General features: G+C 70.4%; 13 protein-coding genes. 7 read left to right on the top strand and 6 right to left on the bottom strand.

Annotated elements, in window-relative coordinates; genetic code table 11:
- Nucleotides 1-13 precede the first annotated feature (13 nt).
- The gene (kynU, locus tag QZM67_RS18720; protein ID WP_301805776.1) at nucleotides 14-1,264 is read left to right on the top strand and encodes a kynureninase; all 1,251 of its coding nucleotides are present in this window, start codon (nucleotides 14-16) and stop codon (nucleotides 1,262-1,264) included.
- 78 nt (nucleotides 1,265-1,342) lie between these two features.
- Nucleotides 1,343-2,275 (top strand): tryptophan 2,3-dioxygenase, encoded by a 933-nt coding sequence (gene kynA, locus QZM67_RS18715; RefSeq protein WP_175022074.1) that lies wholly within the window; start codon nucleotides 1,343-1,345, stop codon nucleotides 2,273-2,275.
- 30 nt (nucleotides 2,276-2,305) lie between these two features.
- On the opposite strand, the gene QZM67_RS18710 is transcribed toward kynA, so the two are convergent.
- The 4 genes from QZM67_RS18710 to mdlC form a co-directional block, all read right to left on the bottom strand.
- Entirely contained in the window at nucleotides 2,306-3,703 is a 1,398-nt protein-coding gene (locus QZM67_RS18710; protein WP_301805684.1) for an MFS transporter, read from the bottom strand.
- A 267-nt stretch (nucleotides 3,704-3,970) separates the two neighbouring features.
- Nucleotides 3,971-4,915 carry a ketopantoate reductase family protein gene (locus QZM67_RS18705; protein ID WP_301805681.1) on the bottom strand — a complete coding sequence of 315 codons (945 nt, stop codon included), beginning with the start codon at nucleotides 4,913-4,915 and terminating at the stop codon, nucleotides 3,971-3,973.
- Between the two features lie 14 nt (nucleotides 4,916-4,929).
- A complete protein-coding gene (locus QZM67_RS18700) occupies nucleotides 4,930-6,381 on the bottom strand; it encodes an aldehyde dehydrogenase (RefSeq protein ID WP_301805679.1) in 1,452 nt (483 codons plus the stop codon).
- Between the two features lie 29 nt (nucleotides 6,382-6,410).
- A complete protein-coding gene (gene mdlC, locus QZM67_RS18695) occupies nucleotides 6,411-8,018 on the bottom strand; it encodes a benzoylformate decarboxylase (RefSeq protein ID WP_301805676.1) in 1,608 nt (535 codons plus the stop codon).
- Between the two features lie 97 nt (nucleotides 8,019-8,115).
- Here mdlC and QZM67_RS18690 point away from each other — a divergent pair, with 97 nt between their 5' ends.
- The 4 genes from QZM67_RS18690 to QZM67_RS18675 all read left to right on the top strand — a co-directional run bounded on the left by QZM67_RS18690 (nucleotide 8,116) and on the right by QZM67_RS18675 (nucleotide 13,267).
- Nucleotides 8,116-9,027, top strand: a complete 912-nt coding sequence (locus tag QZM67_RS18690) for a LysR family transcriptional regulator (RefSeq protein ID WP_301805674.1) — start codon at nucleotides 8,116-8,118, stop codon at nucleotides 9,025-9,027.
- A gap of 222 nt (nucleotides 9,028-9,249) precedes the next feature.
- On the top strand, nucleotides 9,250-10,644 hold the full coding sequence (gene dalD, locus QZM67_RS18685; RefSeq protein ID WP_301805671.1) for a D-arabinitol 4-dehydrogenase: 1,395 nt from the start codon (nucleotides 9,250-9,252) through the stop codon (nucleotides 10,642-10,644).
- A gap of 83 nt (nucleotides 10,645-10,727) precedes the next feature.
- Nucleotides 10,728-12,209 carry a xylulokinase gene (gene xylB, locus QZM67_RS18680; RefSeq protein ID WP_175022009.1) on the top strand — a complete coding sequence of 494 codons (1,482 nt, stop codon included), beginning with the start codon at nucleotides 10,728-10,730 and terminating at the stop codon, nucleotides 12,207-12,209.
- Nucleotides 12,210-12,253: 44 nt separating this feature from the next.
- Nucleotides 12,254-13,267, top strand: coding sequence for a sugar-binding transcriptional regulator (locus tag QZM67_RS18675; protein WP_175022010.1), 1,014 nt, complete (start codon nucleotides 12,254-12,256; stop codon nucleotides 13,265-13,267).
- A gap of 35 nt (nucleotides 13,268-13,302) precedes the next feature.
- Here the strand turns inward: QZM67_RS18675 and QZM67_RS18670 are convergent, their stop codons facing one another.
- Together QZM67_RS18670 and QZM67_RS18665 are read right to left on the bottom strand one after the other, a co-directional pair.
- The gene (locus QZM67_RS18670) at nucleotides 13,303-14,514 is read right to left on the bottom strand and encodes an MFS transporter (RefSeq protein WP_301805666.1); all 1,212 of its coding nucleotides are present in this window, start codon (nucleotides 14,512-14,514) and stop codon (nucleotides 13,303-13,305) included.
- Nucleotides 14,511-15,707, bottom strand: a complete 1,197-nt coding sequence (locus QZM67_RS18665; protein ID WP_301805663.1) for a serine hydrolase — start codon at nucleotides 15,705-15,707, stop codon at nucleotides 14,511-14,513. The genes QZM67_RS18670 and QZM67_RS18665 overlap by 4 nt, the downstream gene beginning before the upstream one ends.
- A gap of 114 nt (nucleotides 15,708-15,821) precedes the next feature.
- Between QZM67_RS18665 and QZM67_RS18660 the strand changes: the two genes are divergently transcribed.
- On the top strand, nucleotides 15,822-16,706 hold the full coding sequence (locus QZM67_RS18660; RefSeq protein WP_175022013.1) for a LysR family transcriptional regulator: 885 nt from the start codon (nucleotides 15,822-15,824) through the stop codon (nucleotides 16,704-16,706).
- The last annotated feature ends 13 nt before the right edge of the window (nucleotides 16,707-16,719 follow it).

Raw genomic sequence — 16,719 nt, 5'->3', positions numbered from 1 at the left:
GACCCACATCATGATCAAGACCCGTGAAGACGCGCTCGCGCTCGACCGCGACGATCCGCTCGCCCCGCTGCGCGACCAGTTCTCCCTGCCCGACGGCGTGATCTACCTCGACGGCAACTCGCTCGGCGCGCAGCCGAGCGCGTCGGCCACCCGCGCACAGCAGGTAATCGGCGCCGAATGGGGCGAAGGCCTGATCCGCAGCTGGAACACGGCTGGCTGGTTCGCGCTGCCGCGCCGTCTCGGCGACAAGCTCGCGACGCTGATCGGCGGCGCCCCCGGCGAGACGGTCGTGACCGACACGATCTCGATCAACCTGTTCAAGCTGCTGTCGGCGATGGTGCGCCATCAGGCCGAGCGCGCGCCCGAGCGCCGCGTGATCGTGTCGGAACGCTCGAACTTCCCGACCGACCTGTATATCGCGCAGGGGCTGATCGAACAGCTCGGCGGCGACTACGAACTGCGCCTGATCGACGACCCGGCCGACCTGCCCGGCGCACTCGGCGCGGACACGGCCGTCGCGATGATCACGCACGTGAACTACCGCACCGGCTACATGCACGACATGCCGGCCGTCACGCAGCTCGTGCACGACGCGGGTGGGCTGATGCTGTGGGATCTCGCGCACTCGGCCGGCGCGGTGCCGGTCGACCTGAACGGCGCGCGCGCGGACGGCGCGGTCGGCTGCACGTACAAGTACCTGAACGGCGGCCCCGGCTCGCCCGCCTTCGTGTGGGTGCCGCAGCGCCATCACGCGCATTTCTCGCAGCCGCTGTCCGGCTGGTGGGGCCACCGCGCACCGTTCGCGATGCAGCCGGGCTTCGCGCCCGATCCGGGCATCGCGCGCTTCCTGTGCGGCACGCAGCCGATCGTGTCGATGTCGATGGTCGAATGCGGGCTCGACGTGTTCCTGCAGACCGACATGCACGCGATCCGCCGCAAGTCGCTCGCGCTGACCGACGCATTCATCGCGCTCGTCGAAGCGCGCTGCGCGGGCCTGTCGCTGAAGCTCGTCACGCCGCGCGCGCATCACCAGCGCGGCTCGCAGGCGAGCTTCGAACATCCGCACGGCTACGAAGTGATGCAGGCGCTGATCGCGCGCGGCGTGATCGGCGACTACCGCGAGCCGTACGTGCTGCGCTTCGGCTTCACGCCGCTCTATACGCGCTTCGCCGACGTGTGGGATGCCGTCGAGACGCTGCGCGACATCCTCGCCACCGACGCGTGGAAGGCGCCCGAGTTCGCCGAACGCGGCGCGGTGACCTGATCGGCCTCGCCCGGCGTGCGCAAGCCGCGCGCCGCGCCCCGTCATTCAAATCTGGAGAGAGTCGTGAAATCTGGTCATATGCAGCCACCCGGCAACGACGCGCCGGCGGGCTGCCCGTTCTCGGGCGCACGCGCCGCGCATACGGCGCAACCGGCCCAGGCCGCGCACGAAGCGTCGCACGTGCCCGGCGATGCCGGCTGGCACAACGCGCAGCTCGATTTCTCGAAGTCGATGAGCTATGGCGACTACCTGTCGCTGAATTCGATCCTCGACGCGCAGCATCCGCTGTCGCCCGATCACAACGAGATGCTGTTCATCATCCAGCATCAGACGAGCGAGCTGTGGATGAAGCTCGCGCTGTTCGAGTTGCGCGGCGCACTCGATGCGGTGCGCACCGATGCGCTGCCGCCCGCGTTCAAGATGCTCGCGCGGGTGTCGCGCATCCTCGAACAGCTCGTGCAGGCGTGGAACGTGCTGTCGACGATGACGCCGTCCGAATATTCGGCGATGCGACCGTATCTCGGGCAGTCGTCGGGCTTCCAGTCGTACCAGTATCGGCAGCTCGAATTCCTGCTCGGCAACAAGAACGTGCAGATGCTGCAGCCGCATGCGCACCGGCCCGACATCCTCGAGCAAGTGCGTGCGACGCTCGAAGCGCCGTCGTTCTACGATGAAGTCGTGCGCCTGCTCGCGCGGCGCGGCTTCCCGATCGCGGCGGAGCGGCTCGAGCGCGACTGGACGCAGCCGACCCGACATGACGAGACGGTCGAAGCCGCGTGGCTCGAGGTGTACCGTCACCCGCAGCAGCACTGGGAGCTCTACGAGATGGCCGAGGAACTCGTCGATCTCGAGGATGCGTTCCGCCAGTGGCGCTTCCGTCACGTGACGACCGTCGAGCGCATCATCGGCTTCAAGCAAGGCACCGGCGGCACCAGCGGTGCGCCGTACCTGCGCAAGATGCTCGACGTCGTCCTGTTCCCCGAGCTCTGGCACGTGCGCACCACGCTGTAACGCACGACTCGCCCCTGGGCCCGCGCGCCGTCACGACGACGTGCGGGCCAGTTCCTCCCCTTCGCGCGGCTGCACCGCCGCGCGCGACAGTCGCGGAATATGCCGTCGCACGACGAGCAGCGCGACGCAGACCACCCCCATCGCGATCGCCAGCATCGTCAGATAGGCCGTGGCGCCGCCCGTGGTGATCACGACCGCGCCCGCGAACGCGCTGAGGATCGCGCCGAGCCGGCCGAACGCGAGCGCGCTCGCGGTGCCCGTCGCGCGCACCGCGGTCGGGTAGATGTACGCGCAGAGCGCATACATCGTCGACTGCACCGCGTTGACGAACAATCCGTGCAGACCGAGCCCGACGATCAGCCAGCCCGTGTGGCGGCTGGCATCGACGCCCATCAGCCACACCGCGCTCGCCGCGCCGCCGATGCTGCACAGCACGAGCGGCCAGCGCGACCCGGCGTGCGCGATCGTCCATGCGCACAGCAGCGCGCCGATCACGCCGCCGAGGTTGTACGCGGTGAGCCCGGTACCCGCGACCGACACGCTCAGCCCGCTCGCCGCCAGCATCGTCGGCAGCCAGCTGAACGCCGCATAGACGGCGAGCAGACACATGAAGAACGCGCCCCACAGGGCGATCGTGTCGCGCGCCTGACCGCTCGCGAACAGCGCGCCGAAGCCGCCGCGGCCGCCTGCCGCGCGTGCATCTTTCAGATCGGTGAACACGGTGCCCGCCGCGACCGGCCGCTGCATCCTGGCAAGCAGCGCGCCGAGTTCCGGCCAGCGCGCAGGGCGCCGCGCGAGATAGCGCGGCGATTCGGGCAGCGCGCGCACGAGCACGAAGCCGAGCACGAGCGGCAACGCACCGCCCGCGAAGAACAGCCCGCGCCAGCCGTAGCGCGGCAGCACCTCGTGCGCGAACAGGCCGGCCAGCATTCCGCCGAGCGGCACGCAGACGATCGTCGCGGTCACCATCATCGTGCGGCGCCGCGCGGGCGTGTATTCGGCGGTCATCGTCGTGGCCGTCGGCAATGCACCGCCGATGCCGAGCCCCGCGACGAAGCGCAGCATCGCGATCGCCGTGACGTCCGGTGCGAAGCCGATCGCGCAGGTCGCGATGCCGAACAGGAACACGCTGCCGATCACAGCCTGGCGACGGCCGAAGCGATCCGCGACGATCCCCGCGCACGCGCTGCCGATCCCCATCCCGATCAGCCCGGCCGCCACCGCCGGCGCGAACGCGCCACGCGTGATGCCCCATTCGCGGATCAGCACCGGAATCGCGAAGCCGATCAGCTGGCCGTCGAAGCCGTCGAGCACGATCGCGAGCGCGGCGAGCAGCACCACGCAGCGCTGCATCGTCGTGAACGGCCCGTCGTCGAGCGTCGCGCCGATGTCGACGGACGGCGACTGCAATCCGTCGCGCGTGCTCATGCGGCCTCCCGTGCGCCGCGCTGACGCGGCAACGTGCGCGCACGGCGCGCGACAAGACAACGGCGTTCGATGGCTTTCATGGCGTCTCCTGTTGTCCGGGCTGCCGCGCTGTGGCGCGTGCCGGATCTCGTGCTGCGCAGTCGGCCGGTGTCGACGCATCGGCGGCGGCCCCGGTGTCTCGTCCAACCTGTCCCGATCCGGTGCCGTCGTCTGCGCGCGACGCGCCCGTATCGTCGTGCGGCGCAGGCAGCGCCGCCAGCCTGATGCTCAGTTCATCCGCGCGTCGATCAGCCTGACCAGTGCGAGCAGCGTTTCCGCATGCGGCACCGCGACGCCCGCTTCGCGCGCGGCCGCGACGACCTTGCCGCTGATCGCGTCGATTTCCGTGCGACGGCCCGCGAGCACGTCCTGCAGCATCGACGGGCGATGGCCGCGATGCTCGCGGATCGCATGCTCGACGTTGCGCGCGATGCGCTCGCCGTCGACCGCGATGCCCTTCGCGCGCGCGACCGCCGCCGTCTCGGCGGCGATCGTCTGCGCGAGCCGCAGCCCGTCGTGGTGTTCGCCGAGCTGGTCGACCGTGCAACGTGTCACCGCGCACAGCGTGTTGAGCGCCGCATTGAACGCGACCTTCTCCCAGATCGCAGCCCACACGTCGTCATCGAGCGAGCACGCGAGCCCCGCGCGCGACAGTGCATCGGCGACGGCGGCCGCGAACGTGCGCTCCGCGCCGTCGGCCGTCATCATCTTGATGACGCCTGCACCGTGCGAATGCACGTGGCCTGGCCCGGCAAGATCGGCGGGCCAGGTCGTGACGCCGACGAGAATGCGCTCGATCGGCACGAACGCATTCAACGTCTCGACGTTGCCAAGCCCGTTCTGCAGCGTCAGCACGTACGTGTAGGGGCTCAGCAGCGCGCGCACGCCGTCCAGCGCGTGGCGCGTGTGCAGCGACTTCGTGAAAACGATCAGCAGGTCGAACGGTGTGTCGGGCGACGCGGCTGCGTCCGCATTCGCGGCTTCCGGCCGCACGGCCTGCAACGTACGGATGGTGCGTTCACCACGATCGTCATCGATGCGCAGCCCGTCACGGCGGATCGCATCGAGATGCGCGTCGTTCACGTCGATCAGCGTGACGGCCTCGCCGCTTTCGGCCAGCAGCCCGCCGAACAGCGAGCCCATCGCGCCGGCGCCCAGAATCGCAATCCTCATCGTCGGCGGCCTCGTCAGAACGGATAGTGGCGCGGTGCGGTCTGCACCGTGATCCAGCGCAGGTCCGTGAACGCCGCGATGCCGGCCTTGCCGCCGAAGTGGCCGAAGCCGCTGTCCTTCACGCCGCCGAACGGCATCTGTGCCTCGTCGTGCACGGTCGGGCCGTTCACGTGGCAGATGCCCGATTCGATGCGTGCCGCGACGCGCATCGCACGCGCGATGTCGCGGCTGAACACGGCCGACGACAACCCGAACGCGTTGTCGTTCGCGCAACGGATCGCGGCCGCCTCGCCGTCGACGCGCACGATGCCCTTCACCGGGCCGAACGACTCTTCCGCGTAGATGCGCATCGCCGGTGTGACATGATCGAGCAGCGTGGCCGGGAACAGCGTGCTGTCGGCCTTGCCGCCGCACACGAGCGTCGCGCCGTGCGCGAGCGCATCGTCGATCAGCGCGTTGCAGCGCTCGACGGCCTTCAGGTCGATCAGCGAACCGAGCACGACGGGCCCGTTGCGCGGGTCGCCGAGCGGCAACGACGCGGCCTTGTCGGCGAGCTTCGCGACGAACGCGTCGGCAATCGATGCGTCGACCACGATGCGTTCGGTCGACATGCAGATCTGCCCGGAATTCGCGAACGCGCCGAACGCGGCCGCCGCGACCGCCGCGTCGAGATCGGCGTCGTCGAGCACGACGAACGGCGCCTTGCCGCCGAGTTCCAGCACTGACGGCTTCAGGTGGCGCGCGCACGCTTCGGCGACGATCCGGCCGACGCGCGTCGAGCCCGTGAAATTCACGCGACGCACGGCAGGATGCGCGATCAATGCATCGACGATGGCGCCCGCATCCTCGGGTGCGTTCGTCACGAAGTTGACGACGCCCGGCGGCAGGCCGGCCTCCTGCAGCGCCTCGACGATCAGCCCGTGCGTGACGGGACACAGCTCCGAGCCCTTCAGCACGACTGTGTTGCCGCACGCGAGCGGCAGCGCGAGCGCGCGCGTCGCGAGGATCACCGGCGCGTTCCACGGCGCGATGCCGAGCACGACGCCGGCCGGCTGCCGGACGCCCATCGCGAGCGAACCGGGCACATCGGACGGGATCAGCTCGCCGCCGACCTGCGTGGTCAGCGACGCGGCCTCGACGAGCCCGCTCGCGGCAAGGTGCACGTTGAAGCCGGCCCACAGCGCGGAGGCACCCGTCTCCGCCGCCATCGCGGCGACGAACTGCTCGTGCTTCGCTTCGAGCGCGGCGGCCGCCTTCAGCAGCAGCGCGCGGCGTGCGCCGGGGCCGAGCGCGGCCCAGTCGGGAAATGCGCGGGCGGCCGCATCGGCCGCCGCGCGCGCGTCGTCGACGGTACACGCGGGCGCTTCGGACGCGACTTCGCCATCAAGCGGGTTGCGGCGCACGAAGGTCGCGCCACTGGATGAATGGCGGCGTTCGCCGCCGATCAGCATCGCTACGGTTTGCATGACTTCTCCGGAAAGACGCGCAGCGCGCGTCAGGCAATCTCGACTTCGACGACGACCGGCGTCGCGGTGCGCAGTGCGTCGGCCAGCGTGTCGCGCAGGTGCGCGGCAGCGGTCACGCGCACGCCGCGGCAGCCCATCCCTTGCGCGAGTGCGACGAAATCCAGGTTCGGCAGATCGGTGCCCTGCACGGGGTCGTCCGGGCCGAAGCCGAACACCGGCGCGAAATCCTGCAGCGCCGCGTAACGGCGATTGTTCAGGATAACGAACGTGATCGGCAGCTTCAGTTGCGCGGCGCTCCACAACGCCTGAATCGAATACAGGCTCGAACCGTCGCCGATCAGCCCGATCACGCGCCGGCCCGGCTGCGCGAGCGCGACGCCGACGGCGGCCGGCATCCCGTAGCCGAGCCCGCCGCTGTCCATCGTGTAGAACGTGCCGCTGTGCGTGAACGGCAGGTGTTCCTGCATCACCGGCCGCGCGCTCGGCGCTTCCTCGACGACGATGTCGTGCGCGTCGCGCACGTCGGCGAGCGTCTGCAACGCGAACGCAACCGATATGCGCTCGCCGGCGGCGGGTGGCTCGACACGCGCACGCGGCGGCCGCGGCGCGGGCATCGGCCGCTCGGGCGGCGCCGGGCGCGCGAGCAGGTCGCGCGCGGCGAGCCGCAGGTTGCCGACGACCGCGTCGCCCGACGGCGTCCATGCGGCGACGCCCGGATCGTCGACGAGCTGCACGAGCGTCGCACCGGGCGGCACGTGCGGGCCGAAGCCCTCGATGTGATAGGTGAACGCAGGCGCGCCGAACGCGAACACGAGGTCGTGCCCGTCGAGCCGCGCGACGATCTTCTCGCGGATCGCGGGCAGGAAACCGGCGAAGAGCGGATGGTCCTCGGGGAAACTGCAGCGCCCCGACATCGGCGCGACGTACACGCGTGCACGGTGCCGCTCGGCGAGCCGCACGACCTCGTCCCACGCACCGGCGCGATCGACCGCCGCACCGACCACGAACGCGGGACGCCGCGCGGCGTCGAGCGCGTCGCCGAGCCGCGCGAGCGCATCGGGATCGGGCCGCACGACGCTGCTGACGTCGCGGCGCGGCAGCAGCTCGGCCGGTTGATCCCAGTCGTCGACCGGGATCGACACGAACACGGGGCCGCGCGGTTCCTGCATCGCAATGCGATACGCACGCGCAATCGCGGCCGGCACGTCCTGTGCGCGCGCGGGCTCGATGCTCCACTTCACGTACGGCTTCGGCAGCTCGGCGGCCTGCGTCGCGCCAAGAAACGGGTCGAACGGCAGGATCGCGCGCGCCTGCTGGCCCGCGGTGACGATCAGCGGCGTGCGGTTCTTGAAGGCGGTGAAGAGATTGCCCATCGCGTTGCCGACGCCGGCCGCCGAATGCAGGTTGACGACCGCCGCATTGCCGGTGGCCTGCGCATGGCCGTCGGCCATCCCGACCACGACGGCTTCATGCAAACCGAGCACGTAGCGGAAATCGTCGGGGAAGTCGCGGAACATCGGCAGCTCGGTCGAGCCGGGGTTGCCGAACACGCGGTCGATGCCGAACTGGCGAAGCAGGTCGATCACCGCATCGCGAACGGTGATCGATGCGGCGGAAGGGGACGAATGGCCGGACATGCTCGGCGCTCCTCGGTGGCTTGGCGGTTTCCACAGTATCGAAGCACAACCCATTCTCGGATACTGTATTTTCTGCGATAAGCCATTACATTCCGGCATGACTTTCGATCTCCGACAATTGCGCGCCTTCACGACGATCGTCGCGTGCGGCAGCCTCGGCCGCGCCGCCGAAGCGCTGCACGTGACGCAACCGGCGCTGAGCCGGATCCTGAAGCGGCTCGAGGACCAGGTCGGTGCGCCCTTGTTCGAGCGTCACTCGAAGGGCGTCCAGCTCACCGCGTTCGGCGAGGCGCTGCTGCCGCACGCGACGCTGCTGCAGCACGAGGCCGAGCACGCGCGCGAGGAACTCGACGCGATGCGCGGGTTCGCGAAGGGCACGATCAAGGTCGGTACCGTGGGCAGCATCGCGAGCCTCGTGCTGCCGGTCGCGGTGGGCCGCGTGCTCGACCGCTGGCCGAACCTGCGCGTCGAGATCATCGAAGGCGTGTGGGACCGGCTCGCCGAAGGGCTGAACAAGCACGAGATCGATCTCGCGCTGTCCGCGCACGGGCCCGACACCGACGAGATCGTCGCGATTCCCGAGTGCCGCTGGGAAGATCGCAGCCATATCGTTGCGGCGCCGCACCATCCGCTGCGCGCGCTCGGCCGCGCGCCGACGCTCGCCGATACGCTGCACGCGCGCTGGGCGATTCCGCCGCGCGGCACCGCGCCGTTCGACCACATGCGCGCGACCTTCGACGCGCACGGGCTCGCGCTGCCCGACATCGCGGTCGAGACGCGCTCGGTCACGACATTGAAGAGCCTCGTCGCACATGCCGGCTTCCTGAGCTGGATGGCCGAGCCGATGTACGGCGCCGAGCAGCGGGCCGGCACGATCGACACGCTGCCCGTGCGCGAAGTCGTCGCGGTGCGCACGCTCACCGCGTTCCGGCGCCGTCACGGCATCCTGCCGGGGCCGGCCGGCAAACTGCTCGAGGAACTCGTCGCGTTGACGCGTGAAGGACGCTGACGGCACTTTCCGCGCCGGCCGCCTGTTCGCGCCCTCCCCGCACTGCCCTGCCCGTGCGCCGCCGCAGCGCACCATCGAAATGCCGTTTCCCCGCCTTGACTTTCGCTCGCCCGAATACGATCATTCGCTCACGAAAAGAGCAAATGATCGTATTCGTCGAACACGTCGAACACGTCGGTCGCATTCGACAGGAAAGAGTCAGGCACGAACAGGAGACACCGGATGAGCGCATCGCCCTCCGCCCGCACGCCCGTGCTGCTGCACATCGGCGCGGGCTCGTTTCACCGCGCGCACCAGGCGTGGTATCTGCATCGCGTGAACGCGTCCGTCCCGGCCGACGAGCGCTGGTCGCTGACCGTCGGCAACATCCGCGACGACATGCACGCGACGATGGACGCGCTCGCCGCGCAGCACGGCGCCTACACGCTCGAAACCGTCACGCCGCAAGGCGAGCGCGCGTACGAGACGATCCGCGCGATCACGCGCGTGCTGCCGTGGTCGATCGATCTCGCCGCACTGATCGACGCCGGCGCCGATCCGGCGTGCCGGATCGTGTCGTTCACCGTTACCGAAGGCGGCTACTACCTCGACGAACACAACCGGCTCGACCTCGCGAACGCCGATCTCGCGGCCGACCTGCAGGGCGCGCGCACGACGCTGTACGGTGCGCTCGCCGCGCTGCTCGCCGAACGCGTGAAGCGCGGCGCGGGCCCGCTCACGCTGCAGAGCTGCGACAACCTGCGCAACAACGGCGCGCGCTTTCGCGCGGGGATGCGCGAGTTCCTCGAACGGCGCGGGCTGACCGACCTGCTCGCGTGGTTCGATGCGAACGTTGCCACGCCGAGCGCGATGGTCGACCGCATCACGCCACGCCCGACCGCCGACGTGCGCGAGCGCGTGCTGGCGGCCACCGGCATCGACGACGCGTGCCCCGTGATGGGCGAATCGTTCATCCAGTGGGTGATCGAGGACCGCTTCGCGGCCGGCCGGCCGCGCTGGGAGCTGGCGGGCGCCGAACTCGTCGACGATGTCCATCCGTACGAGGAAGCGAAGATCCGCATCCTCAACGCTACGCACAGCTGCATCGCGTGGGCCGGCACGCTCGCGGGCCACACCTATATCCACGAAGGCACGCATGACGCGGCGATCCGCCGCTTCGCGCACGACTACGTGACGCAGGACGTGATCCCGTGCCTCACGCCGAGCCCGCTCGATCTCGCGCGCTACCGGGACGTCGTGCTCGAACGCTTCGGCAACCCGTACGTGCGCGACACGAACCAGCGCGTCGCGGCCGACGGCTTCTCGAAGATCCCCGGCTTCATCGCGCCGACGCTCGTCGAATCGTTCGCACTCGGCGCGGCGCCGGTCGCCACCGCCGTATTGCCCGCGCTGTTCCTGCGCTTTCTCGAACGCTGGGCGCGCGGCACCTTGCCGTACGCGTACCAGGACGGCGTGATGGACGAAAGCGCCGCGCGAGCGATCGTCGGGGCCGACGACCCGGTCGTCGCGCTGTGCGCGAGCCGCGCGCTGTGGGGCTCGCTCGCCGGCAACGCGGCGCTGTTCGAGGCGCTGCGCGGCGGACTCTGGCGCGTCGACGCATGGCTCGCGGCTCGCTGACGCACATCCGGGCGAACCTGCCTTGGCACGTGCGCGGCCGCGCGGCTAAAGTAGCGACTCCCCACTGACGGAACGGATCGCTCATGTATCTCGGCATCGACCTCGGCACCTCGGAAGTGAAGGTGTTGCTGCTCGCCCCGGACGGCACGGTCGTCGGCACCGCCGGCTCGCCGTTCACCGTGTCGCGACCGCATCCGCGCTGGGCCGAACAGCATCCGGACGACTGGTGGCAAGGTACGCTCGCCGCGCTCGCCGCCCTGCGCGAGCGGCATCCGCACGAATTCGCGGCCGTGCGCGGCATCGGCCTGTCGGGCCAGATGCACGGCGCCGTGCTGCTCGGCCGCGACGATCGCGTGCTGCGCCCCGCGATCCTGTGGAACGACATGCGCTGCGCAGACGAATGCGCGCTGCTCACCGAACGCGCGCCCGATCTCCACGCATTGGCGGGCAATCTCGCGATGCCGGGCTTCACCGCGCCGAAACTGCTGTGGGTCGCGAAGCACGAACCCGCCGTGTTCGCGGCGACCGCCTGCGTGCTGATGCCGAAGGACTACCTGCGGTTCCGGCTGACCGGCGCGAAGGTGTCCGATCCCTCCGACGCGGCCGGCACGCTGTGGCTCGACGTCGCGCGCCGCGACTGGTCCGACGCGCTGCTCGCCGCGTGCGGGATGACACGCGACCAGATGCCCCGCATCGTCGAAGGCAATGCGCCGTCCGGCACGCTGCGCGCGGATGTCGCACGCGAACTCGGGCTGTCGGAAGCCGTCGTGGTGGCCGGCGGCGGCGGCGACAACGCGACGAGCGCGCTCGGCATCGGCGCGATCCACGCGGGCGACGGCTTCGTGTCGCTCGGCACGTCGGGCGTGCTGAGCGTGGTCGGCGACCGCTTCATGCCGAACTCCGCATCGGCCGTGCATGCGTTCTGCCACGCGATTCCCGATCGCTGGCAATTGATGAGCGTCGTGCTGTCGGCCGCGAGCTGCCTGCGCTGGGTCTGCAAGCTGACCGGCACCGACGAGCCCGCGCTGCTCGCCGAAGTCGAAGCGCTCGACGCCGACTCACTCGCGACGGCCCCGCTGTTCCTGCCCTATCTGTCCGGCGAGCGCACGCCGCACAACGATCCGTACGCGCAGGGCGTGTTCTTCGGGATGACGCATGCGACCGAACGCGCGCATCTCGGCTACGCGGTGCTCGAAGGCGTGACGCTCGGCCTCGCCGACGGCCTCGACGCGCTGCATGCGGCCGGCGTCGAAACCGACCAGCTGTCGCTGATCGGCGGCGGCGCACGCAGCGCGTTCTGGGCGCAACTGATCGCCGATGCGCTGAACGTGCGCACGCGCCAGCACGGCGGCGGCGAAACGGGCGCGGCACTCGGCGCGGCGCGGCTCGGCTGGCTGGCCGTCGGCGGCGATCCGCATGCGGTGCTGACCAAGCCTCCGGTGCGTGCCGAATACGCGCCGGATGCCGCCCGCCATGCGCTGCTGCGCGAACGCCTCGATGCGTTCCGCGCGCTGTACCGCCACGTGCGGCCGCTGTACGAACCGTCGCGCGCACGGCTCGCGTAAGCGCCCGCAGGTCACGCGCGCCGGCCGGCGGCCAGGTGCGCGACATGCGGTACAGTGGATGCCGTCATGCGGCCCGCCCAGATCCAAACCGAATCGCTATCGTGTCCAAGTCCTCAGAAAAACTCGATCTCGCCACGCGTGCCGCGTGGCTCTACTACGTCGCGGGCGACACGCAGAACGAAATCGCGGAAAAGCTGCAGGTGTCGCGCCCGGTCGCGCAGCGCCTCGTCGCATTCGCAGTCGAGAAGAACCTGATCCGCGTGCGTGTCGACCACCAGCTCGCCGACTGTCTCGATCTCGGCGCGCAGCTGTCGAAGCGCTACGGCCTCGCGATGTGCGAAGTCGTGCCCGTCGATGCCGATGCACCCGACGCGATCGACCGCAAGCTCGCAGTCGCCGGCGCGCAGGTGATGGAGCGCTACCTGAACGAAACGCGGCCGATGGTCATCGCGGTCAGCAGCGGCCGGACGCTGAAAGCCGCGGTCGCGCAGATCGCGCAGATCGACCGGCCGCAGCACCGGCTCGTGTCGATGGTCGGCGCGATCGCGGCCGACGGGTCGTCGAACCGCTACGACGTCGCGCAGTACATCTCCGAGAAAACCGGCAGCAAGCACTTCCTGCTGCCCGCGCCGCTGTTCGCCGACAGCGACGTCGAGCGCGCGCAGTGGTGCAATCACCGGCTGTACCGGATCGTCGAGGCGCTGTCGGGCAAGGCCGATGTCGCGTTCGTCGGGATCGGCAACATCGGCCCGCACTGCCCGCTCTACGAGGACGGCTTCATCACCGAACAGGAACGCGACGAGATGACCGCGCTCGGCGCGGTGGCCGAGCTGCTCGGCGTGCCGATCGATGCGCAGGGCACGCAGATCGCGGTATCGACGAGCGCGCGCGTGACGAGCGTGTCGCTCGCCACGCCGCCGAAGCGCCCGACGATCGCGTTCGCCGGCGGCCCGAAGAAACGCGATGCGGTGATCGCCGCATTGCGCGGCGGCTGGCTGTCGGGGCTCGTCACCGACGAGACCTGCGCACGCGCGGCGCTCGACGCGAAGGCGGCCTGACGTCGAAGCCGCGCACCGCGCGCGGCAGCAAACGCTCAAGCCGTGTGCGGCGCCGGAAACGCATGCCGTCGAGCACGCCACGCGCCGACCCACGCAGCAGCCAGCAGCACGACGAGCACCCACGGAATCGCCCCGGCGCCCGTTGCGCCGAGCAGCATTCCGCCCGCGATGCCACCGCCCGCGATCGCGAGGTTCCACACCGTCACGAGCATCGACTGCGCGACGTCGGCCGCGTCCCCCGCCGCATTCGCGGTAGCCGTCTGGAACAGTGTCGGCGCACCGCCGAACGCCAGCCCCCACAACGCGACGCCCGCGTACACGATCACCATTCCGGAACCGGCGCCGAGCATCGCCGCCGCAATGGCGAACATCGCGATGCTGGCGAGCGTCAGGCGTCGCTGCGCGGCGCCGATCCAGGCGCCCGTCAGCGCGATGCCGACCAGCGACGCGATACCGAACACGAGCAGCACCGCATCGACCTGCGCACCCATCCGCACGCCCGCGAGGAACGGTGCGACGTACGTGTACAGCATGTTGTGCGCGAGCACGTAGGCAAACATCACGGTCAGCACCGGCCGCACGCCCGGCAGCGTCATCACGCCGAGCACGGGCTCACGCGCGCCGGCCTGCTGCCCCGGATAATCGGGCACGCGCCAGCGGATCCAGCCGATCAGCACGAGCGCCGCGAGCGTGATGCCCGCAAACGCGACGCGCCACCCGAGCGCCGCGCCGAGCGCGGTGCCGGCCGGAATGCCGATCGACATCGCGACCGGCGCGCCGAGCATCGCGACCGCGATCGCGCGGCCGCGCAGCGACGCATCGACCATCCGGCTCGCGTAGCCGGCCAGCAGCGCCCACAGCAGCCCGGCCGCCATCCCCGCGACGAAGCGCGCGGCGAGCGTGAGCGCGTAGTACGGCGACACGGCGGTCAGCGCATTCGACACGACGAAACCGGCCAGCGCGGCGAGCAGCAGGCTGCGCCGGCGCATCGCGCGCGTCGCGGCGACGAGCGGAATCGCCGCGACGATCGAGCCGAGCGCATACACGGTCACGAGCTGGCCGATCAGCGCCTCGGGCACGCGCAGGTCGACGCTCATCAGCGGCAGCAGGCCGGCCGGCAACGCCTCGGTGAGAATCGTGATGAAGGCGGCCGTCGCGAGCGCCAGCAGGTTCGCGACCGGCAGGCGCGCGTCGGCCTGCACCGGAAGAACGGCAACCTCGTCATCGATCGACGTGCAGTCGCTCATGCCGCGCTCCCGGTTTCGACGCCGTAGACCGCATCGCGCACACAGGTCACGATCCGCCCATCGAGGCCCTCGTACAGCGTGTTGGAAAACGCGACGACCGTCAGCCCGGCCGCGCGGTCGACGAACCACGTATGCCCGTACGCGCCGCCGCCGCGCCAGGTGCCGACCGACTCCGGCGACTGCGCGGCCACCGGATCGCGCAGCACCGAAAAGCCGAGCCCGAAGCCGAAACCGGGCATATCCCGCAGTTCGCGCGCACCCGGCTGGAGGCGCGCCATCTCGTCTCCCCATTCGCGACCGAGCCAGCCGTCGCGGCCCGTGCGCAGCGCGTCGAGCAGCGTCACGCAATCGCGCGCGGTGCCGATCATCCCCGCGCCGCCCGACGCCCACGCATCGGCATCGAACACGCGCGCCGGCTCGAAGCGGATGCCGATCGTGCCGTCGAACACCGGCACGAGATCGACGTCCGCCATCCGGCGCGGGGCGCCCGGCGTACCCACGTAAGGCGTCGCGAAGCGTGCGGCATCGTGCGCGACGAACGCGGTGTCGGTCATCCCGAGCGGTGTCGTGACGAGCGCGGCCACCGCGTCGGCGAGCGGCCGCCCGTCGACCGCCTCGATCAGCGCGCCAACCACGTCGAGCGCGAGCGAATAGCCCCACGACGTGCCCGGCGCGAACTGCAGCGGCACGCCGGCGATGCGCCGCAGGTTCTCGGCGAGTGAGAGGCCCGAGCGATCCATTCCGTCGGACACGCCGGCGCGCGCGTAAGGGCCGTCGCCGTCCGCTTCGAGGAAACGGTAGCCGAGGCCGGCCGTATGCGACAGCAGATGACGCAACGTGATGACGGCGGGCGTACCGTCGGACAACGTCGGGCGGAATTCGGGCAACCAGCGCGTGACCGGTTCATCGAGCGCGATGCTTCCGGCCGCGACCAGCCGCATCGCGGCGGCCGCCACGATCGGCTTCGTGACCGACGACAGACGGAACAGTGCGTCTTCCCGCATCGGCGTGCCGGCTTCGCGATCGGCGAGCCCGACGGCGCGCGCATAGCGCAGCTCGCCGTCCTGCGCGACCAGCACGACCGCGCCGACCATGCACGCGTCGGCAAGCGCGCGATCGAGCGCGTCGTCGAGCCGGTCGCGCAGCGCGACGTCCGGTTCCACGCGCAAAGCGGAGACAGGCAGGGATGACATGACGTGACCTCTCAACAGTGAACGAGCGCTCATCGTAGGGAGCCGACGCAAGAAGAAAAACCGGGGTAGAGTTCCGGACAATCCGGACGCTGGCGTCCGCAATCGGAAACTCGCATGGAAAACCTCGGCGGCTTCGTCGTGTTCGTTCAGGTCGCGGAAACGCGCAGCTTCGTCGCGGCCGGCCGCGCGCTCGGGCTGTCGGCGTCGGCGATCGGCAAGCGCATCGCGCGGCTCGAGGCGCGCCTGAACGTGCGGCTCTTTCACCGCAGCACGCGCAGCATCGCGCTGACGGCCGAAGGCACGCGCTTTCTCGAACGGTGCCGGCGCGTGCTCGCCGAGCTCGACGCGGCCGAGCAGGAACTGACGCAAAGCGCCGAAGCGCCGCGCGGGCGCTTGCGCGTGAGCCTGCCGACGATCGGCACGCTGCTGCTGCCGGTGCTCGCCGATTTCATGGCCGCGTATCCGGAGATCGAGCTCGACATCGATTTCAGCGACCGGCTCGTCGACGTCGTCGACGAAGGCTTCGACGCGGTGCTGCGCACCGGCCAGCCGTCGGATTCACGACTGTCGTCGCGGCTGCTCGGCCACTTCCGCCAGCACCTCGTCGCATCGCCCGCCTATCTCGACCGGCACGGCACGCCGAGCACGCCCGCCGATCTCGCGCAGCACCGCTGCCTGCACTACCGTTTCCCGACCAGCGGCAAGCTCGAGACCTGGCCGTTGCGCGTGCCGCGCGCGGGCACGCCGCCCGAGGTGCCGGTCGCGATGGTCAGCAACAGCGCGGAAGCGCGCTTATGCTTCGCACTGCGGGGGCTCGGCATCGCGTGCCTGCCCATCTTCTTCGTGCGCGATGCGCTCGAAGACGGCACGCTGCGCGCGGTGCTCGACGAACACGTCGCGAGCTGCACGCCAATCTACGTGCTGTGGCCGTCAGGCCGCCACCCGACGCCAAAACTGCGCGCGTTCGTCGACTACATGGCGTCGCACCTGCCGGTGTGAGCGCGACCGGCCG

Origin of the sequence: Burkholderia sp. AU45251 (genome assembly GCF_030482905.1) — a bacterium.
In the GTDB taxonomy this organism is placed as follows: Bacteria; Pseudomonadota; Gammaproteobacteria; order Burkholderiales; family Burkholderiaceae; genus Burkholderia; species Burkholderia aenigmatica.
Note: the sequence above shows the minus strand (reverse complement) of the source record. Positions and strands in the feature narration are given on the sequence as shown.

What these genes read in the sequence shown, in the direction of transcription:
- kynA (WP_175022074.1), top strand. Translation starts at nt 1,343, where the DNA reads ATGCAGCCACCCGGCAACGACGCGCCGGCGGGCTGCCCGTTCTCGGGC.
- QZM67_RS18710 (WP_301805684.1), bottom strand. Translation starts at nt 3,703, where the DNA reads ATGAGCACGCGCGACGGATTGCAGTCGCCGTCCGTCGACATCGGCGCG.
- QZM67_RS18705 (WP_301805681.1), bottom strand. Translation starts at nt 4,915, where the DNA reads ATGAGGATTGCGATTCTGGGCGCCGGCGCGATGGGCTCGCTGTTCGGC.
- QZM67_RS18700 (WP_301805679.1), bottom strand. Translation starts at nt 6,381, where the DNA reads ATGCAAACCGTAGCGATGCTGATCGGCGGCGAACGCCGCCATTCATCC.
- mdlC (WP_301805676.1), bottom strand. Translation starts at nt 8,018, where the DNA reads ATGTCCGGCCATTCGTCCCCTTCCGCCGCATCGATCACCGTTCGCGAT.
- QZM67_RS18690 (WP_301805674.1), top strand. Translation starts at nt 8,116, where the DNA reads ATGACTTTCGATCTCCGACAATTGCGCGCCTTCACGACGATCGTCGCG.
- dalD (WP_301805671.1), top strand. Translation starts at nt 9,250, where the DNA reads ATGAGCGCATCGCCCTCCGCCCGCACGCCCGTGCTGCTGCACATCGGC.
- xylB (WP_175022009.1), top strand. Translation starts at nt 10,728, where the DNA reads ATGTATCTCGGCATCGACCTCGGCACCTCGGAAGTGAAGGTGTTGCTG.
- QZM67_RS18675 (WP_175022010.1), top strand. Translation starts at nt 12,254, where the DNA reads ATGCGGTACAGTGGATGCCGTCATGCGGCCCGCCCAGATCCAAACCGA.
- QZM67_RS18670 (WP_301805666.1), bottom strand. Translation starts at nt 14,514, where the DNA reads ATGAGCGACTGCACGTCGATCGATGACGAGGTTGCCGTTCTTCCGGTG.
- QZM67_RS18665 (WP_301805663.1), bottom strand. Translation starts at nt 15,707, where the DNA reads ATGTCATCCCTGCCTGTCTCCGCTTTGCGCGTGGAACCGGACGTCGCG.
- QZM67_RS18660 (WP_175022013.1), top strand. Translation starts at nt 15,822, where the DNA reads ATGGAAAACCTCGGCGGCTTCGTCGTGTTCGTTCAGGTCGCGGAAACG.